The 17,616-nt window shown below is 53.5% G+C and carries 16 protein-coding genes and 1 pseudogene; 7 read left to right on the top strand and 10 right to left on the bottom strand.

Going from position 1 to position 17,616, the window contains the following annotated elements; translation table 11 throughout:
- Positions 1-393: 393 nt before the first annotated feature.
- Positions 394-1,689: a glutamate/aspartate:proton symporter GltP gene (gene gltP, locus MKZ79_RS11740; RefSeq protein WP_336142391.1), complete on the bottom strand. Its 1,296-nt coding sequence runs from the start codon at positions 1,687-1,689 to the stop codon at positions 394-396.
- Between the two features lie 529 nt (positions 1,690-2,218).
- Here gltP and acs point away from each other — a divergent pair.
- The 3 genes from acs (at position 2,219) to actP (ending at position 6,293) form a co-directional block, all read left to right on the top strand.
- A complete protein-coding gene (acs, locus tag MKZ79_RS11735) occupies positions 2,219-4,171 on the top strand; it encodes an acetate--CoA ligase (RefSeq protein ID WP_336142389.1) in 1,953 nt (650 codons plus the stop codon).
- A gap of 167 nt (positions 4,172-4,338) precedes the next feature.
- Positions 4,339-4,647, top strand: a complete 309-nt coding sequence (locus MKZ79_RS11730) for a DUF485 domain-containing protein (RefSeq protein WP_336142388.1) — start codon at positions 4,339-4,341, stop codon at positions 4,645-4,647.
- A complete protein-coding gene (gene actP, locus MKZ79_RS11725) occupies positions 4,644-6,293 on the top strand; it encodes a cation/acetate symporter ActP (protein WP_336142386.1) in 1,650 nt (549 codons plus the stop codon). Before MKZ79_RS11730 ends, actP begins: the two co-directional genes overlap by 4 nt.
- 37 nt (positions 6,294-6,330) lie before the next feature.
- On the opposite strand, the gene MKZ79_RS11720 is transcribed toward actP, so the two are convergent.
- The 9 genes from MKZ79_RS11720 to MKZ79_RS11680 all read right to left on the bottom strand — a co-directional run bounded on the left by MKZ79_RS11720 (position 6,331) and on the right by MKZ79_RS11680 (position 15,004).
- Positions 6,331-7,101, bottom strand: coding sequence for a hypothetical protein (locus MKZ79_RS11720; protein ID WP_336142385.1), 771 nt, complete (start codon positions 7,099-7,101; stop codon positions 6,331-6,333).
- Between the two features lie 56 nt (positions 7,102-7,157).
- Positions 7,158-7,706 carry a fimbrial protein gene (locus MKZ79_RS11715; RefSeq protein ID WP_336142384.1) on the bottom strand — a complete coding sequence of 183 codons (549 nt, stop codon included), beginning with the start codon at positions 7,704-7,706 and terminating at the stop codon, positions 7,158-7,160.
- On the bottom strand, positions 7,703-8,200 hold the full coding sequence (locus MKZ79_RS11710) for a fimbrial protein (protein WP_336142382.1): 498 nt from the start codon (positions 8,198-8,200) through the stop codon (positions 7,703-7,705). Before MKZ79_RS11710 ends, MKZ79_RS11715 begins: the two co-directional genes overlap by 4 nt.
- Positions 8,201-8,247: 47 nt before the next feature.
- Positions 8,248-9,006, bottom strand: coding sequence for a fimbria/pilus periplasmic chaperone (locus MKZ79_RS11705; protein ID WP_336142380.1), 759 nt, complete (start codon positions 9,004-9,006; stop codon positions 8,248-8,250).
- A gap of 16 nt (positions 9,007-9,022) precedes the next feature.
- Positions 9,023-11,572 carry an outer membrane usher protein gene (locus tag MKZ79_RS11700; protein ID WP_336142378.1) on the bottom strand — a complete coding sequence of 850 codons (2,550 nt, stop codon included), beginning with the start codon at positions 11,570-11,572 and terminating at the stop codon, positions 9,023-9,025.
- A gap of 412 nt (positions 11,573-11,984) precedes the next feature.
- The gene (locus MKZ79_RS11695) at positions 11,985-12,521 is read right to left on the bottom strand and encodes a fimbrial protein (RefSeq protein ID WP_336142376.1); all 537 of its coding nucleotides are present in this window, start codon (positions 12,519-12,521) and stop codon (positions 11,985-11,987) included.
- Positions 12,522-13,197: 676 nt separating this feature from the next.
- Positions 13,198-13,743: a YfaZ family outer membrane protein gene (locus tag MKZ79_RS11690; protein ID WP_336142374.1), complete on the bottom strand. Its 546-nt coding sequence runs from the start codon at positions 13,741-13,743 to the stop codon at positions 13,198-13,200.
- A 141-nt stretch (positions 13,744-13,884) separates the two neighbouring features.
- Positions 13,885-14,583 (bottom strand): LrgB family protein, encoded by a 699-nt coding sequence (locus tag MKZ79_RS11685; RefSeq protein WP_336142372.1) that lies wholly within the window; start codon positions 14,581-14,583, stop codon positions 13,885-13,887.
- Positions 14,576-15,004 carry a CidA/LrgA family protein gene (locus MKZ79_RS11680; protein ID WP_336142370.1) on the bottom strand — a complete coding sequence of 143 codons (429 nt, stop codon included), beginning with the start codon at positions 15,002-15,004 and terminating at the stop codon, positions 14,576-14,578. The genes MKZ79_RS11685 and MKZ79_RS11680 overlap by 8 nt, the downstream gene beginning before the upstream one ends.
- Before the next feature lie 99 nt (positions 15,005-15,103).
- Here MKZ79_RS11680 and MKZ79_RS11675 point away from each other — a divergent pair, with 99 nt between their 5' ends.
- The 4 genes and pseudogenes from MKZ79_RS11675 to MKZ79_RS11660 form a co-directional block, all read left to right on the top strand.
- On the top strand, positions 15,104-16,006 hold the full coding sequence (locus MKZ79_RS11675) for a LysR family transcriptional regulator (RefSeq protein ID WP_336142368.1): 903 nt from the start codon (positions 15,104-15,106) through the stop codon (positions 16,004-16,006).
- Positions 16,007-16,106: 100 nt separating this feature from the next.
- Entirely contained in the window at positions 16,107-16,931 is an 825-nt protein-coding gene (locus tag MKZ79_RS11670) for a DUF3289 family protein (protein ID WP_336142366.1), read from the top strand.
- Positions 16,928-17,410: a DUF943 family protein gene (locus tag MKZ79_RS11665; protein WP_336142365.1), complete on the top strand. Its 483-nt coding sequence runs from the start codon at positions 16,928-16,930 to the stop codon at positions 17,408-17,410. The genes MKZ79_RS11670 and MKZ79_RS11665 overlap by 4 nt, the downstream gene beginning before the upstream one ends.
- A gap of 46 nt (positions 17,411-17,456) precedes the next feature.
- Positions 17,457-17,558 (top strand): annotated as a pseudogene (locus tag MKZ79_RS11660) (LysR family transcriptional regulator); the annotation flags it as partial.
- Positions 17,559-17,616 lie beyond the last annotated feature (58 nt).

Genomic DNA, 17,616 nt, shown 5'->3' with positions numbered 1-17,616 from the left:
AATTAAAAATTGTTAATAGCAATCACATCACCGCCGGCGGGAAAGATCCATATAAAGTTATGGCTAAAAGGGCTTACAGAGGGAAAATAAGAATAGTGCCGTACCAGGTTATAATAATGCGTGGCTCTTTAATTGCCGCTTATTATCTTGATCGTTAAATAAATAAAATTATTTTTCAGGCTTAGCCTAAACTCGAACAGATGAGAAGTCCGCCGAAAGCGCGTGCTGTGTCAAAAGGAAAGGGTTAACGGAAAAGTGACTTATCGCCGAAATATTTATTAGCGCCGAATTTAATTAATTCATTGCAATAAAAATAATATCACCTTTGATTATTCAACCAATAGAGCAAAAAAAATGGCCCGCAGGCCATTTTATTGTTTACATCGAGTGGTGTCAGGAAGCGGACGCCAGACGCGCCTCGTAGGCCACCGCCTGCTCGGCGTCGAACTGGTTTTCCCACTTGGCGATCACCAGTACCGCCAGCGCGTTACCCACCACGTTCAGCGCGGTGCGCGCCATGTCCATGATGCGGTCGACGCCCGCGATAAAGGCCAGGCCTTCCAGTGGAATGCCCACGCTGCCCAGCGTCGCCAGCAGCACCACAAAGGAGACGCCAGGCACGCCGGCGATGCCTTTCGAGGTCACCATCAGCGTCAGCACCAGCACAATCTCCTGACCAATAGAGAGGTCGATGCCGTAGAGCTGCGCGATAAAGATCGCCGCAATGCTCTGATACAGCGTGGAGCCATCCAGGTTAAACGAGTAGCCGGTCGGCACCACAAAGCTGGTGATCGACTTAGGCGCGCCGTAGGCCTCCATTTTCTCCATAATCTTCGGCAGCACCGTCTCTGAGCTGGAAGTCGAGTAGGAAAGGATCAGCTCGTCTTTCAGAATGCGCATCAGCGTAGTGATGCGCAGCTTGCAGATGCGCGCCACGGTACCCAGCACCACGAAAGCGAAGAACAGGATAGCGACGTAAACCAGAATCACCAGCTTGGCCAGCGGCCACAGCGACGCGAAGCCGAAGTTGGCGATGGTCACCGAGATCAGGGCAAATACGCCGACTGGCGCATAGCGCATAATCATGTTGGTGACTTTAAACATGGTTTCCGACGTGGAGCGGAACACCTTCACCAGCGGATCGCGATGTTCCGCAGGCAGCGATGACAGCCCCAGACCAAACAGCACCGAGAAGAAGATGATCGGCAGCATTTCGCCTTTGGCGATCGCCGCAAAGATATTCTGCGGGATCAGCGACAGGATAGTGGTGACCAGGCTGTGCGCGCCGCCCTGCACCTGCTGCGTTGTAGCTTCATACTTAGAGATGTCCACCGTTGCCAGCGTCGACATATCAATGCCGTAGCCAGGTTGAAACAGATTCGCCAGGGTAATCCCTACCACAATGGCAATGGTGGTTATCACTTCAAAATAGAGGATGGTTTTAACGCCAATCCGTCCCAGTTTTTTCGCGTCGCCGACGCCGGCGATACCGACAATCAGCGTGGAGATCACGATAGGAACGACAATCATCTTAATCAGATGAATAAAGATATCGCCAGCCGGACTGAGAATGTTAGCGATTAACCATTCACGTTCGGACGGTTGATTATGCAGTATCGCGCCGACGACGATCCCCAGTACCAACGCCGTCAATATTTGCCAGGCAAGGCTGAATTTTGCAGCTTTCATAATAATTTTTTCCTTAACAAAACCCGCTCTCCGCGTCTGTAATGCGGAGCGATCACTCTCATGGGAAGCAGGCCGATGTCGGCGAATGCGCGGATAATGGATGGTTGATACCTGATTTGCAGGCGCGTAATCAGTACCATTTTCACGGGTATAAATGCAACCCTAAGTGATATATGGCTAAACAATCGCCGCCAGACAGGATAAAGCTCTGGAATCCCCGCATATTACTAACCCTTTGTTATAATTGGCAATATTTTTAACAAATTGCGCATAGCTATGCAGTGTTGCGCAAAGGCACGGCACAGCGGCCTGGTTTAATTGTGCGCAATTCGTACAGCTGATTTGCGTTATGCGGCGAATGAGTGGGCAGCAAGCGCGGAAAGTTCCGCCATAATTTGGCAACTTTTTAATCTATTTCATGACCTGGCGTTATGACGTGATCCACGACGCAAAAAGCAAACAAAGCCCGGCGGCTCGCTCCATCCAACCTTTGATTGACATATTATTAACATCTTCAAGGAGAGTAGCCATGAGCCAACAACACCGACATCCCGTTCCCGCCAACATTGCGGAAAATACGCTGATTACTGCCCCGCAGTATCAGTCGATGTATCAGCAATCCGTACAGGATCCCGAGGCGTTCTGGGGCGAACAGGGCAAAATTCTCGACTGGATAAAGCCCTACAGCCGCGTGAAGAACACCTCTTTTGCGCCAGGCGACGTCAATATTCGCTGGTATGAAGACGGCACGCTAAATCTGGCGGCCAACTGTCTGGATCGCCATCTGCACAATCGCGGCGAACATCCGGCGATTATCTGGGAAGGCGATGACGCCAGCGAAAGCAAAACCCTGACTTTCCGAGAACTCCACCGGGAGGTTTGCCGTTTCGCTAACTCTCTGAAAGAGTTAGGGATCAACAAAGGCGACGTGGTAGCGATCTATATGCCGATGGTGCCGGAAGCCGCCGTGGCGATGCTGGCCTGCGCGCGCATTGGCGCAGTGCACTCGGTTATTTTCGGCGGTTTTTCGCCGGAAGCCGTTGCCGGACGCATTATCGACTCCGCAGCGAAACTGGTGGTTACCGCCGATGAAGGCATCCGCGCCGGCCGCACCATCCCATTAAAGAAAAACGTCGACGAGGCGCTGGCCAATCCTGGCGTTACCACGGTTGGCAACGTGATCGTCTTCCGCCGTACCGGCGCGGATATCGGCTGGCAGAGCCGCGATATCTGGTGGCACGAGCTGATGAACAAAGCCAGCGCGCATCATCAGCCGGAAGAGATGGGCGCGGAAGATCCGCTGTTTATCCTTTATACCTCTGGCTCTACCGGCAAACCGAAAGGCGTGCTGCACACTACCGGCGGCTATCTGGTTTACGCGGCCACCACCTTTAAGTATGTATTCGATTACCACGCCGACGATATCTACTGGTGTACCGCCGACGTTGGCTGGATCACCGGCCACAGCTATCTGCTGTACGGCCCGCTGGCGCTGGGCGCGACCACGCTGATGTTTGAAGGCGTGCCTAACTGGCCGAAGCCGAGCCGTATGGCTGAGGTCGTGGATAAGCATAAAGTGACGCTGCTCTATACCGCGCCGACCGCTATCCGTGCGCTGATGGCGGAAGGCGACAAGGCGATTGCGGGCACCGATCGCTCCACGCTGCGTATTCTGGGATCGGTAGGCGAGCCTATCAATCCGGAAGCCTGGGAGTGGTATTACCAGAAAATCGGCGACAGCCGCTGTCCGATCGTCGATACCTGGTGGCAGACGGAAACGGGCGGCTTTATGATCGCGCCGCTGCCTGGCGCGACAGAGCTGAAGGCCGGCTCGGCGACCAAACCTTTCTTTGGCGTTCAGCCCGCGCTGGTGGATAACGAAGGCAACGCGCTGGAAGGCGCCTGCGAAGGCAACCTGGTGATTGTCGATTCCTGGCCCGGCCAGGCGCGGACGCTGTTTGGCGATCATGAACGCTTCGAGCAAACTTACTTTTCCACCTTTAAAAACATGTATTTCAGCGGCGACGGCGCGCGACGCGACGAAGACGGCTATTACTGGATCACCGGCCGGGTGGACGACGTGCTGAACGTTTCCGGCCATCGCCTGGGGACGGCGGAGATTGAATCCGCGCTGGTGTCGCATCCTAAAATCGCCGAAGCGGCGGTGGTCGGCATTCCACACGCCATTAAAGGCCAGGCTATTTATGCCTACATCACGCTGAACAGCGGCGAGGAGCCAACGCCTGAGCTGTATAACGAAGTGCGCGGCTGGGTTCGCAAAGAGATCGGCCCTATCGCCACGCCGGACGTGCTGCACTGGACGGATTCGCTGCCGAAAACCCGTTCCGGGAAAATCATGCGCCGTATTCTGCGTAAAATCGCCGCCGGCGATACCGCTAATTTAGGCGATACCTCAACGCTGGCCGATCCGGGCGTAGTGGAAAAACTGCTGGAGGAGAAACAGGGAATTGCCATGCCCTGACTTGCAGGAAAAGAAATAAAGCGTCGTCGGGCAGCGTATCGGGAATAACGCTGCCCTTTATTTATCAGATCTTCATTTTTCGATAACGAGGCATTACCGGCGCGGTCGCTAAACAGGATGGCAAAGCCGGATCGACAGCTTTTACCCTTATCTCTGGAGACCCTGCGATGAACGACAGATATCAGCGGATTGAAAAAAGCGCGCGCTTTAAAGAGTTGGTCAGAAAACGCCAGGCTTTCGCCACGCTGCTCTCGGTAATAATGCTTATTCTCTACGTCGGCTTTATTTTATTAATCGCCTTTGCGCCGGGCTGGTTAGGCACGCCGCTGGACGCCAATACCAACGTCACGCGCGGCATTCCAATCGGTATTGGGCTGATCGTGATCTCTTTCCTGCTAACCGGTATTTATGTCTGGCGAGCTAACGGCGAATTCGATCGCTTAACTAAAGCGCTGCTGGAAGAGGTGAAAGGATGAAACTTTTCCTTTATTTCGCTCTGCTGCTGCCTTTCTCTTCTCACGCGGCCGACGCTATTAGCGGCGCGGTTGAAAAGCAGCCCACGAATATTGAAGCTATCGTGATGTTCCTGGTGTTTGTGGCGGCCACGCTCGGCATCACTTACTGGGCTTCCAAACGCACCCGCTCGCGCAGCGACTACTATACCGCTGGCGGCAACATCACCGGTTTCCAGAACGGCCTGGCGATGGCGGGCGACTTTATGTCCGCGGCTTCGTTTTTGGGCATCTCCGCGCTGGTCTACACTTCCGGCTATGACGGTCTGATCTACTCGCTGGGCTTCCTGGTCGGCTGGCCGATTATCCTGTTTCTGATCGCCGAGCGGCTGCGCAACCTGGGCCGTTACACCTTCGCCGATGTCGCCTCTTACCGCCTGCGGCAGCTGCCGATCCGCACCCTTTCGGCCTGCGGTTCGCTGGTGGTAGTCGCGCTCTACCTGATTGCGCAGATGGTCGGCGCGGGCAAGCTGATCCAGCTGCTGTTCGGGCTGGACTATCACGTCGCCGTGGTGCTGGTCGGTATCCTGATGGTGCTCTATGTGCTGTTTGGCGGCATGTTAGCCACGACCTGGGTGCAGATTATCAAGGCGGTGCTGCTGCTGTTCGGTGCCAGTTTTATGGCGATTATGGTGATGAAAACCGTCGGCTTCAGCTTTAATAATCTCTTTACCCAGGCGATGGCGGTGCATCCGAAAGGCGTGGCGATTATGCGGCCCGGCGGCCTGGTTCACGATCCGATCTCCGCGCTGTCGCTTGGGCTGGGGCTGATGTTCGGCACGGCCGGTCTGCCGCATATCCTGATGCGCTTCTTCACCGTCAGCGATGCCCGCGAAGCGCGGAAAAGCGTGTTCTACGCCACCGGTTTTATGGGTTATTTCTATTTTCTGACCTTCATTATCGGCTTCGGCGCGATATTACTGGTCGGCGCCAATCCCGCGTTCAAAGACGCGACCGGGCTGCTGATTGGCGGCAATAATATGGCGGCAGTGCATCTGGCCGACGCGGTCGGCGGTAGCCTCTTCCTGGGCTTTATTTCCGCCGTGGCCTTCGCCACTATCCTGGCGGTGGTCGCCGGTCTGACGCTGGCTGGCGCGTCGGCGGTATCGCACGATCTCTACGCCAGCGTGGTGAAAAAAGGCCAGGCGACGGAGAAGCAGGAGCTGCGCGTATCGAAAATCACCGTGCTGGTATTGGGCGTGGTCGCTATCGCGCTGGGCATTCTGTTCGAAAAGCAGAATATCGCTTTTATGGTCGGGCTGGCCTTCTCGATTGCAGCGAGCTGTAATTTCCCGATTATCCTGCTGTCGATGTACTGGTCGAAGCTGACCACGCGGGGCGCGATGGCGGGCGGCTGGCTGGGATTGGTCACTGCGGTAGTGCTGATGATTCTGGGGCCGACGGTTTGGGTGCAGGTGTTGGGCCACGCGCAGCCCGTTTTTCCCTACGAATATCCGGCGCTCTTCTCTATGCTGATCGCCTTTGTCGGCACCTGGCTTTTCTCGATCACCGATCATTCCGCGGCAGGCGAGCAGGAGCGCCAGCGTTTTCAGGCGCAGTTTGTCCGTTCGCAGACGGGCATTGGTATTGAGAGCGGTAAAAGCCATTAGCGAAAACGCAGGCGCTGCACGGGCAGCGCCTGCCGAATCAGAAGTAATTAAGCGTGATCACCACGCTGTCCTCAATACGCTGCGCGGTTTTGGGCGTGCCGGTAGAGTGCATATAGAGCGACGTAGTCAGGCCGTTTCTGAACAGGCGCAGCCCTTCAAACAGCGTGCCGTTTTCATCGACGATCTTCTGTTGCAGCACATTGTCCGCCGAGGCCTGCTGAGTGATCTCCAGCGTGGTGTTATCTACGGTTTTACAGCGTATCGTCAGATCGCCCACTTTGACATTACGATCGACGGCCTCTCCGGCGATCAGGGTGCCGGCATCATTGCTGTAATTGATCATTTCCGAACTACAGTCGTCGGCTGGCGTCATCGGCAGCCCGCTGGTGCAGCGCGCATCCTTACCTGTTCCATCCCAGCCGGACCAGCAAACGTTGAAATCCCCTTCCTGCACCGGCACGCTGATCGATTGCGTTAAACGATATTGTGCGACTTTGATATGCGATGCGGTTTCATCAGTGGCGTCCTGGCACTGCTGCACCGTGGGGATGCCGGTTGCGGAGTCGCTCATACCGATAAAGGTCGCACCGACCTCGATATCGCGCGTTTCAAGCCCATAGATATGAAACACCAGGGTACGGTCGCTGCCGCGCGTGGAGCAGAGCCAGATATCCGTGCCGGCCTGTACCGATATCATGCCGTCTCTGACCGTCAGCCCTGTGGTAATTCCCGGAACGGAGTTGTAATACCAGGCGAAAGTAGGTATGGAAAAGCAGGTAAGGCAAAAAGCGAGCAGCAATTTTAACATTATGCGTCCTTATAACTTGTGGCGCCCGGCGAACAGTGCGCAAGCAAGCCGCGCCATCACAGGTAGTTAATGATGTAGTTCAGCGTGGCGGTGAACTCGCCCGGCTGCAGGGAATCGCTGTCCACGGCTTTTAAATAGGCCTGCAGGTGGATAACCACCTCGCTGGCGTTAAGCGGCAGTTTTAATGGCGCTGACGAGGCGTTCAGCGGTACTGGCTGACCGCGCAGGGTTTCGAAACCGATAACCACGCCTGCCGCCGTACTGCCCTCATCCATCTCCAGCATGCCGTTGCCGTCGCTTTGCCCGGAAAGGGAAACTTCAATCAGGCCAGCGCTTTCCGGATCGAGCTCGCAATCCTCCAGCCGAATGGCAAACGGCTGACGCGGCCCTTCCGGAACCACCTTCAGCGCGCTGAAGCTGACCTGCGCCAGGGGAAAAGTCAGAATTTCATCGCCGGGATGAATAGTGCACGGCGTCAGGTTTTCGATCAGCGTGCCGCTAAATTTGGCCTTGACCGACAGCTCCCGCTCTGCCGCAAACAGCGAAGGCGTAGAAAGCGCGATAAACAGACCTGCCCATCCACAGAGTTTTGCGAAATTAATCATTCGTAGTTCACCTTGATCGTCGCCGTGGCTTCAAAAGCTCCTAACGTCAAGACGGCCGCTTTATTTTTTACCGGCACCGCCGTTAAAACCGGCGGATTGCTGCCGTCGAACGCCAGCGGCGTATTGAGAGGCAATAAGGTGTCGCCCTGGCGAATTTCAATAGCCAGGCCAGGCCTGACATAAAGTAATCCCTGACCGAAGTCCGCTTCGACGCCTTCGATTTGCAGGGTCATCTCATTTTTCCCCACGCTATCGCAGTGAAAATTCCACTCAACGGGCGTTTTATAGTTGTAACCGTTGATTTTCCCGACCTCGACCAGGTCGCCGAAGGAGACTTTCACTTCTCTGCCGTCGTTCAGCTTGCAGGAGGCCGCCTGTACGACATTCGCCGTCATGGTGAACTTATAAACGTCGGGCTGATTCGCGGCGTGAACCGGATATAGCGGCAGCCAGGCCAATACGCAGAGCAGCGGCTTTTTTAAAATGGATAACATATTTATCCCCCCGTTCCCGGCCCGGTTAGTTGGCTACAATTTTCCACTCAGCTGCCACGGGCGTTGGTTTTTACAGGCGACGCCTTACAGTCGGCTCCGCGACAGGTAAATTGCAGTTTCGGACGACCGCCGAAGTCATTGACGTAGGTAAGAACCGGATTGCTGCCCAGCGCTTTGGCGGAAACCTCCAGCACTCCTTCGCTTTTCGGCGCCACCATCAGCGGCGTAAATCCTTCAACCGACGGGCCATTTACCGAGCTGCGGCCATCAACCAGTGTGATGTAGTAAGGCGTAGGATTGTTCACCCGATAATGTTCGCCGACGCGCGTCAGCGTCAGCTGTTCCTGGAACGGCACGGCGTTTCTTTCCAGAATTATCGCCTGCGGACGATAAAACAGTTTGATGCGCGTCTGCAGCGCGAGCTGCAGCGAGTTAGGCGTATTGCTGCGCGGTGGAATTTCCCGCAGGTTGAAGTAATAGAGCGTTTCCCGATCCTGCGGTAAGCCGGCGACCGATGGCAGCGCCTGAATCTTTACCTGGCTTTTGGTTTTGGGTTCGATACGCTGAACCGGCGGCAGCACCACAAGCGGATCGCGGATTTTTTTTCCTTCCTCGTTTTCAAGCCAGCCCTGCGCCAGATAAGGCAGCTCTTTGCTCTCGTTAGTCACCGTCATGCTGATCGATTTCTGATCGCCGTTAAACACGGCGCGGGTACGATCCAGCGCAACAGCGGCGTAGCCTGGCACACTCGATAAAACGCTTAACAGAACCGCCGCATACGGAAGCAGCTTGTGGGATGACTTCATTTTTCACCTTTGTCATTCATTGGTTTTTGATAGCCTCTTCACTCTGTGAAGAGGAGATAATTGCCAGCGCGCGGCAGGGTAAAAACAGGTTTTGCATAAAATCCGCCGGCAGCTTTTTGGGGAGTTCCAGTTCGCACTGCGCTTTGCCATTCCAGAACACGCGCATTTTTTCGCCCGGCTGCATCCCGCTCAGATAAACGCTGCCGTCATCGCCTACCACGCCGACATGCTGACGCTGGCTGTTTTCCACTACCGCGCCAAACGGCGGTGTGTCGCCCGTTTCCAGCCGCAGCATGGCCATAGCTTTGGCGCCCGATATCACATCAAACTTGCCGTAACCGATGGCGCCCTCGGTTAAGGTGCGCTGCATGACCGATCCCGTCGCTTCCGCATTGTCCGGCAGCCCGTTGATATCGATGCTGACGCGGTTGCGGTAATAGCTGCTGACATCACCGACCACCGCCAGGCCGAAGCGGTTGGTTCGGGTGTTGGCGCCCCAGGTTTTTATCGGCACGCCGCTTACGCCAGCGGTATCGATCATCATTCTGGTGCCGCCCATCATGCTGATACGATGGAGCGCCGCGCCTTGCGCCGTCGCCGTCGCGCCGCCCTGCGCCGAAACGCTCATCGTGGAGTAGCGATTGCTTTGATACGCGGCATTGAAATGGAGCTGCGCGATATCGCCCAGATAGTTGTAGTTGCCGCTGCCCGTGGCGCCATTGCGGGACATACCGCCGCTTACCTGATAGTTGTTCCTGTCGTCCAGACTGTTGAAATAGCCGGCCTGATGGGTGCTATCGTTATGGTTGAAAGCCCCGTTATAGCTGAGCGTGCCGCTGTTGCCCCAGGGCAAAGAGAACGACAGATAGAAGCCGTCGTCACGGCTGTTGCTGTATTTATTGCGGTACGCGGTCGCCGACAGGCTGATATTGCGCAGGCCGAGGAAGTTAAAATATTTCGCCGCCGTTAACGTAAAGCGATCGTTATCAGGTCGATCCCAATAGCTCTGATGGGAGTAGTTCAGATAAACGCTCATCCGCCAGTCGCGCAGCCGCTGGTTAAAGGTGGCGGTGTACATCTCCTTGCCGTTGCCGTAATTCTCGCCATATTTACGCGCATTCAGATAGTCGCCCATGCTCATATAGCCCTGCTCCGAATAGCGGTAGCCAGCGAAGTTTATTTCGCTATCGGTTTCATCAAAGCGTTTGGCATAGCTTAAACGCCAGGAGGCGCCGCTTTGCGAGCCGCTATCCTCAAAAGGCAAGCGACGCGCCCATGCCTGCGTGGCATCGAATGAAAGCGCGCCAAAAGCCATTAAATCCCGGCCAATCCCCATCGCCAGCGAGTTGTAATTCTCGCTCCCGATCGCGCCGCCATACAGCGACCAGCCGTTGCTGACTCCCCAGGAAAATTCGCCGGTGGTAAAAGCGGGGCCTTCCAGACTGTGGCGGAAGTCGGAAGGTCGGCCAGCGACCAGCTTGTAACGCAGTTGGCCAGGACGCGTCAGATAAGGCACGCTGGCGGTATTAACCCTGAAGGTTTGCACCGAGCCATCCTGCTCTTCTATCCGAACATCCAGCTCGCCGCTGATCATTTCGCTCAGATCCTGAATACGAAACGGCCCTGCGGCTACGCGAGTTTCCTGAATCACTCTTCCCTGCTGGCTGACGATAACTTTAGCGTTGGTTCTCGCTACGCCGCTTATCTCCGGCGCGTAGCCGCGTAGATTAGGCGGTAACATGCTGTCGTCCGTCGCCAGATTGACGCCGGTGTAGGAAAAGCTATCAAAGATATCCGAATAGAGAGAGTTCTCACCCAGCCCTAATTTGGCGTTGATTTTCGGCAAGGCGCGCCAGGCGTAAAAACGAGTCCATTCCAAGTCTAATCGTCTGCGATCGGTGCCGTTGTTATAGTTTCCCTGCCAGTTGGCGCGCAGGCGCCAGGGGCCGGTGTTAACGCCCACCACGCCGTTGCCGGTGACGGTGTTAACCGTGCCGCTATCGTTTTCACGACGGGATTGAGCGCTGGCGTAATAGTCGAAAAGCACGCCCGATACGCCTTCATCCCATAGCGAAGGCGGGTCCCAGTTAGGCGCGCGATATTCCATATAGATTTGCGGCACGTTCAGGTAAAGCGCGTTCGCGCCTAAATCGCCACGCGCGGTTGCGCCGGGAAGGCTGTCGAGATTCAGGCACTCTCCCTGATGCCACCACGTCAGGTCTGGCTTAAGCGCAGGCTTAAGACCGATAACCTCCACCAGCTTTGCGGTCAGGCAAGGCTTGCTCTCATTCTCATCGTCGTCGGCGGTAAACCAGTCAATCGGCAGCTCGGACATTTCACTGTCATTCACGCGCAACGTCAGCGTGTACTTACCTGGCATAATATAGCCGGCTCGTGAAAACCGACTGAAATCGATATTTTCTTTATCCTGTATGTCCACTATGCTGGTGTTAAATTCTATTTCTTCGGCATACACGTCCTTCACATAGCAGCACAACAATGCAACCCCAAATACAATATTCCATAACTGTACAGGATACCGTTTTAAAGAATCAATCTTCGTCATCAGGTTCCTTCCATCTGATAAAGCGCTATAAAAGCCGGCCTGAAAGCATTAGTCATGTTAGAAATTTTCGTTTTGCACCGTGGATAAAACAGAGAACGTCGACGGGAAGAAAGATCGGCTTTATGTATTAGAGCAATGCTCATAATCACGGCGCTTTATAATAGTAAAATTGTGTATGCCATGATTAGTTAATAATAATCCGGACACTTATCTTTAACATGACCTGCTTAAGCATAAAGATATCATCAACAATCTATACAAATTCAAATTAATTTATTATCACTCGGATAACAGCCGCCTCGTCCACGCCAGGTTAATTCTAAATAAAATTTATTAAACGGCTTATCACATTAACTTATTATATAAAAACTCCCTGCTTAAAAGCAGGGAGCGTACTTATTAATTAGCGCTATTACTGATAAGCCAGCGTAAAGTCAACGATACTCTGGAATTCACCAGGCACTACAACAGCAGTTGCTTTGCCTTCGGCATCTTTCGTATCATCGCCTTTCAGATAGGCAGAGAAGCTCAGCGTATTCTGTCCGTCCTGCAACTTCTGGCCTTGGCTGGCTGTGCCCAGCTTAACAATGCTGCCGTTACCATCGGTAATAACGATGCCGGCGCCCTGTGCCGTTCCTGTCATACCCAGCATGCCGTTAGCGCCTTCAGCGCCGCTGAAGGTGGTGGTGACAGTGGAAGCGGTACCCAGTGAACAGTTTTCCAGGTTGATCTGGAAAGGACGAGGCAAAGAAGTGCCGCCATCCGCCAAAGCCTTAGTAGAAACCTGACCCAGAGGAATAACCTGCTCAGTAGAATCCGGATTAATTGAGCAAGGCGCCTCAATGATCGATCCGGTAAAAGTTACTTTACCGTGTCCCTGATCGGCATGAGCCACAGATGCCATGCTCAAAGCCATCATTGCTGCTACAAAAGTCTTATTCATTTCCATTTAAATATTCCTTTAACTCAAAAAATAGATTAATCCCATTGGAGGAAAAAAGTTAAGAATGATAAAAAGACAAACTCCTCACTCGCAAAAGAGTCATTAAAAACCCTGAGCAATATAGATTAAGAAGCGTCTATCAGGTTGCTTGTAAATTAAGAAATAATTCTTTGAAGTTAACCAGCTCCTGATAAGAGAATTCTTACAGAACAGGCAAAAAAGGGGAAGAGAATTTAGGACAAAAAGGCGGAGAATCTAAAAAAAATTGAAAAATAAGCATAAATGAAAGAAATGCAAAAGATTTTCAGTGCGACAAGCCACAAAACAGGCATTATACAGTTTTTTATATTTGATATTTTTCTTAACTATTTATTTTAAAATAAATTCATTTGAAGTAAATAATTAATAAACACCGCGCTTTTTAATTATAATGCAGAGCAAATGTTTAATGACAGGATCAACCCATCAAATCAGCAAACAAAAGGAATTATATTTTAACAACTCTTTTAAATCAGAAAGGTAACGCATTATTTTAACAGCGCTGAAATCTTTCCACAAAAAAACCAAAAACAGATCAGTAATCGCGGTAACCTTATTAAAAATCATCAGCTTTCATGACGATTATTACAGAGAAGAACGAATCCGGCTGGCCTGGCTACCGGATTCGCTATGACAAAGAAGCTTAGAAGTGCAGAGAAGCACCTACGTAGGGGCCGTCGGCAATGACGTTATCTTTGCGGCCATTTTTGCCGTTCATCGCCAGGTACTGATAGCCTACACGCACGTCAACCAGCGAGATCGGCTGGAAGCTTACGCCAGCGGAGGCTTCCTGGTAGTTATCGATATGGCTGGAGAAAGCGTCCGGCGAGTAGTAGTACTGGCCGAAAACGTTGAACATGTTAGTGATCGGCGCGCTGGCACCGACGCCGACCGCAATGGCATAACCATCTTTATTGTCGCTCGGGTTGGTAGAGATCGCTTTAACGCCTGGCGAAATAAGCACATCGCCCAGACCTACGTTGTAACCCAGACCCAGACTGCCCATGCTGCCATCGTGATCGCTGCGCAGCCAGTTGCCGGAAAGCGCGAAACCTGGCGTAGTCGTGCCCAGACCCGCGTGCAGATTGGTATAGTCGCGACCCACATCGATGCCGCCTTCAATTGCCTGCGCCGAACCGGCCAGCGCCAGCAGCGCCAGAGCGCCTGCGGTAATTGCCACTGCTTTCATTTGATTCTCCTGATGAATTTCTGCCGTTTTCCCGACGGCAGCGAAGAGTAAACCAACATCCGCTGGAATTAAATGAGAATGCGATGAATTCTGCGGTTCGTTTAGTTAAGGTTACTGTCTCGCGGTAACAGAATATGTCCGCTAAGTTATAGTCCACATAATACGGCCGATCAGCGGTGCGATAATCACCGTTACCACGCCCGACAGCATCATCACCAGACTGGCTACCACGCCTTCTTCCTGCCCTATCTCATAGGCGCGAGCCGTGCCGGCGCCATGCGAAGCCGCACCGAAACCCGCCCCTTTCGCCAGTCCTTGCCTAACCGCCAGACGGATAAACAGCAGATCGCCGACGGCCATGCCGAACACGCCGGTGATAACCACAAACAGCGCCACCAGATCGGGCTGGCCACCCAGCTGTTTCGCCGCAGCCAGCGCGAAAGGCGTGGTGATGGAACGAACCGCCAGGCTACGCTGAATCGCTTCCGGCAGCGTCAACAATCTTGCCAGCCATACCGAACTGCACACCGCAACCAGGGTTGCGGTAAACACGCCTGCGCTGAGCGAAAGCCAGTGACGACGTACTATCGCCATATTTTCATAAACGGGCACGGCGAATGCCAGCGTTGCCGGCCCCAGCAGCCATAGCAGCCAGCGGTTTTCACCAATGTAATTATTCCAGGAGATATGGGTCAGCAGCAGCAGCGCGACCAGCACCATCGGTGTCATTACCAGCGGCATCAGCAGCAGCCTGTGCCAGCGTCGATAAAGACGCTTGTTCAGGAAATAAACCAGCAGAGTCGCCAGCAGACAAAACAGGCTGACAGATAAGTTACTCACCGCGCCGCTCCTTCTTCCTCTGCTCCAGCCATAGCTCAAGACGGTAGACGCGATCTACCACTATCGCTGTGGCGGAGAGCACTAATAACGTGCTGATCATAATGACCAACAAAATGCGCCAGCCGTCGACCCGCAGCAGCTGCGAATAGTTGACCACCGCTACCACCGCTGGAATAAAGAACAGCAGCATTTCCGCCAACAGCCAGCGCGAGCCGGCTTTAACCCAGTTTAGCGGCAGTACCCGCAGCATAATCAGTGCGAGCAGCAGCAGCATCCCGACAATATTGGCGGGCAGCGGCAGATGCAGCCAGTCGACCAGCTGCTGGGCGGCCATAAAGAAAAGGATATAAAACGCAACCTGTAGCGGCACCTGTATACGCTGCGGCCAGGTTGTTGGCGGACGGATCGCCGGGATCATCATGGTTTCTCTCCGAATAACGCGTTCAGAGAGTATAAAGCCGTGTCAAAGGGTGAAAAAAATGACTTAATGTTATCTTAACTATGCCTTACAGGAATGTTTATGGACGTCCGAGCCCTGCGTTATTTTGTAGAAGTGGTGCGCCAGCAAAGCTTTACCCGCGCGGCGGAGCAGCTGTACGTGACCCAGCCGACCATCAGTAAGATGCTGCGCCAGCTGGAAGAGGAGCTGGGCTGTACGCTGCTGATCCGCGAAGGACGCAAGCTGCATCTGACCGATACTGGCCAGGCGGTCTATCAACGCGGCCTGACGATCCTGCAGGAGTTCAAGCAGCTGGAAGCTGAAATCAGTGATATCAACGATCTGAAAACCGGCGAGCTGCGGCTTGGTATTCCGCCAATGGTCGGTATGCAGATCGCCGGTTCAATCTCCGCTTTTCGCCAGCGCTATCCCGGCGTCGAGCTGAAAATTTCCGAGTTCGGCGGCCTGACCGTACAGCAGGCGGTGCTTTCCGGCACGCTGGATATCGCTATGACCGCGCTGCCGGTAGCCGAGGATCTGCCGCTGAACGCGCTGCCGTTGATGAGCCATCCGCTCTGCGTGCTGGTGCCGAAAACGCGTGAATGGCTGCGTCGTACTCATGTTCCTCTTGCCGAGCTGGCCGGACATCCCATCCTTATTTATAACGAAGAGTTTTCGCTGAACCGCCAGCTGATGCGCGCCTTCCAGGCCAGCGGCTTTACGCCGCAGATTGCGGTACGCAGCGGCCAGTGGGATTTTCTCGCGGCGATGGTACAGGCAGGAATGGGCGTGGCGATCCTGCCAGAACCGATCTGCCAGCGGCTGGATAAGAGCCATCTGCTGTGGCTGCCGCTGGAGTCGGAGCTGGTCTGGCAGCTGGGCCTGATTTGGCGGGAAGGCAGCTATCTGTCGCGCAGCGCCCAGGCCTGGATCGCCTGTTGCCGCCAGTTCTGGCCTGGCCAGACGCCAACGCTATCGGTATAGCGGCCACGCTCAGCTAAACGTTTAAAGACGAACAAAAAACAAGCTGCTATCGTAGCGACATAGAGCACTGACGCTCGCCAGTCCGCAAAAGGAGTCTTGCATGACACAACATCCGCAGGCATTGCGCCTGCCTTTCACGCTTTTTCAGACGCAGAACCGCATGGAAGATTACAGCGCCGACGATATGCGCTGTGGAGATCTGAGTGAGCTTCAGCTCAGGAAAAACCTTCGGCTGGAGAAAGTCTCCGGCATGTACGATCCGTGGCGCGCGGAGAGAACCGATCTCCCCATCAGCAACTATGCCGTGATACGCCATAAAATGTCCCATCAGGCGGTAGCCAAAAAGCTGTTTGACGAGTTTCGCCGCGACTCGCTGCCCTTCTCTTTCCTCGGCCATCGCGGGCTGTTTACGGCGCTGGTCGATCATTTTCAGTATGGCGAGGGCAAACCCTTTGCCAGCAGTGAACTGAATGGGGCTTATCGGCGGCTAATAGAAGAGAAAAACGAAGAGGGTTCCCTTTACAAAATCAATGAAACGCTGACTGATATTTTATCCAAAAATGCTGGCTTTTATCCTGAACAAAAAAAGAGCGTTCTTCGTGATGCTGTAAGGAACAGCTTCTTGCCCCGTTTTAATCGTTGGAAGGATTCTGTCAATGGTCTGGGCATGTCAGTACACGATATTTACGCAACGAAAGTTACGCTAAAATCGCTGGAAGTCGACAGAGGTAATTACAGAGCCGTTTTGCATTATAAAGGGCAGGATCATTTTGGTCTTGATGACCGCGATATCAGGGATCCCCGTTTTCATCATCTCAATATTTTCCGCATCTGGTTTGTGTTACAACGCTGGGAAAAGTATGCCTGTCAACCTTTCCTTACTAATATGGAAGCGACCATTACGCTGACGGGAAGCCATACATGAGTAAAATGTTTCCCGCTCTTGTCATGGTCAGTTGGCTGTACGTTGTTTTACTTATGCTCCAGCCTGCAGAGATTGTGGCGGTGCATGAAAGTAATATCCTGGTCAGGCATTTTCCTCTTACCGATAAAGGGAAAATCCGCTGGTGGCAAAAAAACCAGGCGATGATAAAGGAAAAGTATGGTCTGCCGGAGGAGTATGAGGACTCAGGCACCAGGATGGTTTATATCTGGGATTTCGGCAAGGGATACGAAATTGAAAAACCGGATGAGACCACTTTTTTTCCCAGCGATGATACCAACCATTTGCTCTGTTTTGATGAGATAAACGCGGCGGAAAGATGTATTCGAAAAGAGAATCTGTTGATGTTTATTGGCAGATCGTCAACCGGTATAACCCGCTATCGAACAAAGGGTCGCGTTTACTATCAAAAACCCAACGGCCCGCTGGTGCTGGAAGAAAATAGCTTTAAAGTGGAGTAGAGATTTTCAGAGTGGCCGGTAAACCGCGAGCCTTTCGGCCCGCAGCCTGATTTGGCGGGAAGGCAGCTATCTGTCGCGCAGCGCCCAGGCCTGGATCGCCTGTTGCCGCCAGTTCTGGCCTGGCCAGACGCCAACGCTGTCGGTATAGCGGCCACGCTTAGCTAAACGTTTAAAGACGAACAAAAAACAAGCTGCTATCGTAGCGA

This window comes from Erwinia sp. CGal63 (assembly GCF_037026505.1).
Taxonomy (GTDB): Bacteria; Pseudomonadota; Gammaproteobacteria; order Enterobacterales; family Enterobacteriaceae; genus Erwinia.
The sequence above is the reverse complement of the archived record's forward strand: the minus strand, read 5'-3'. Positions and strand labels throughout refer to the sequence as shown.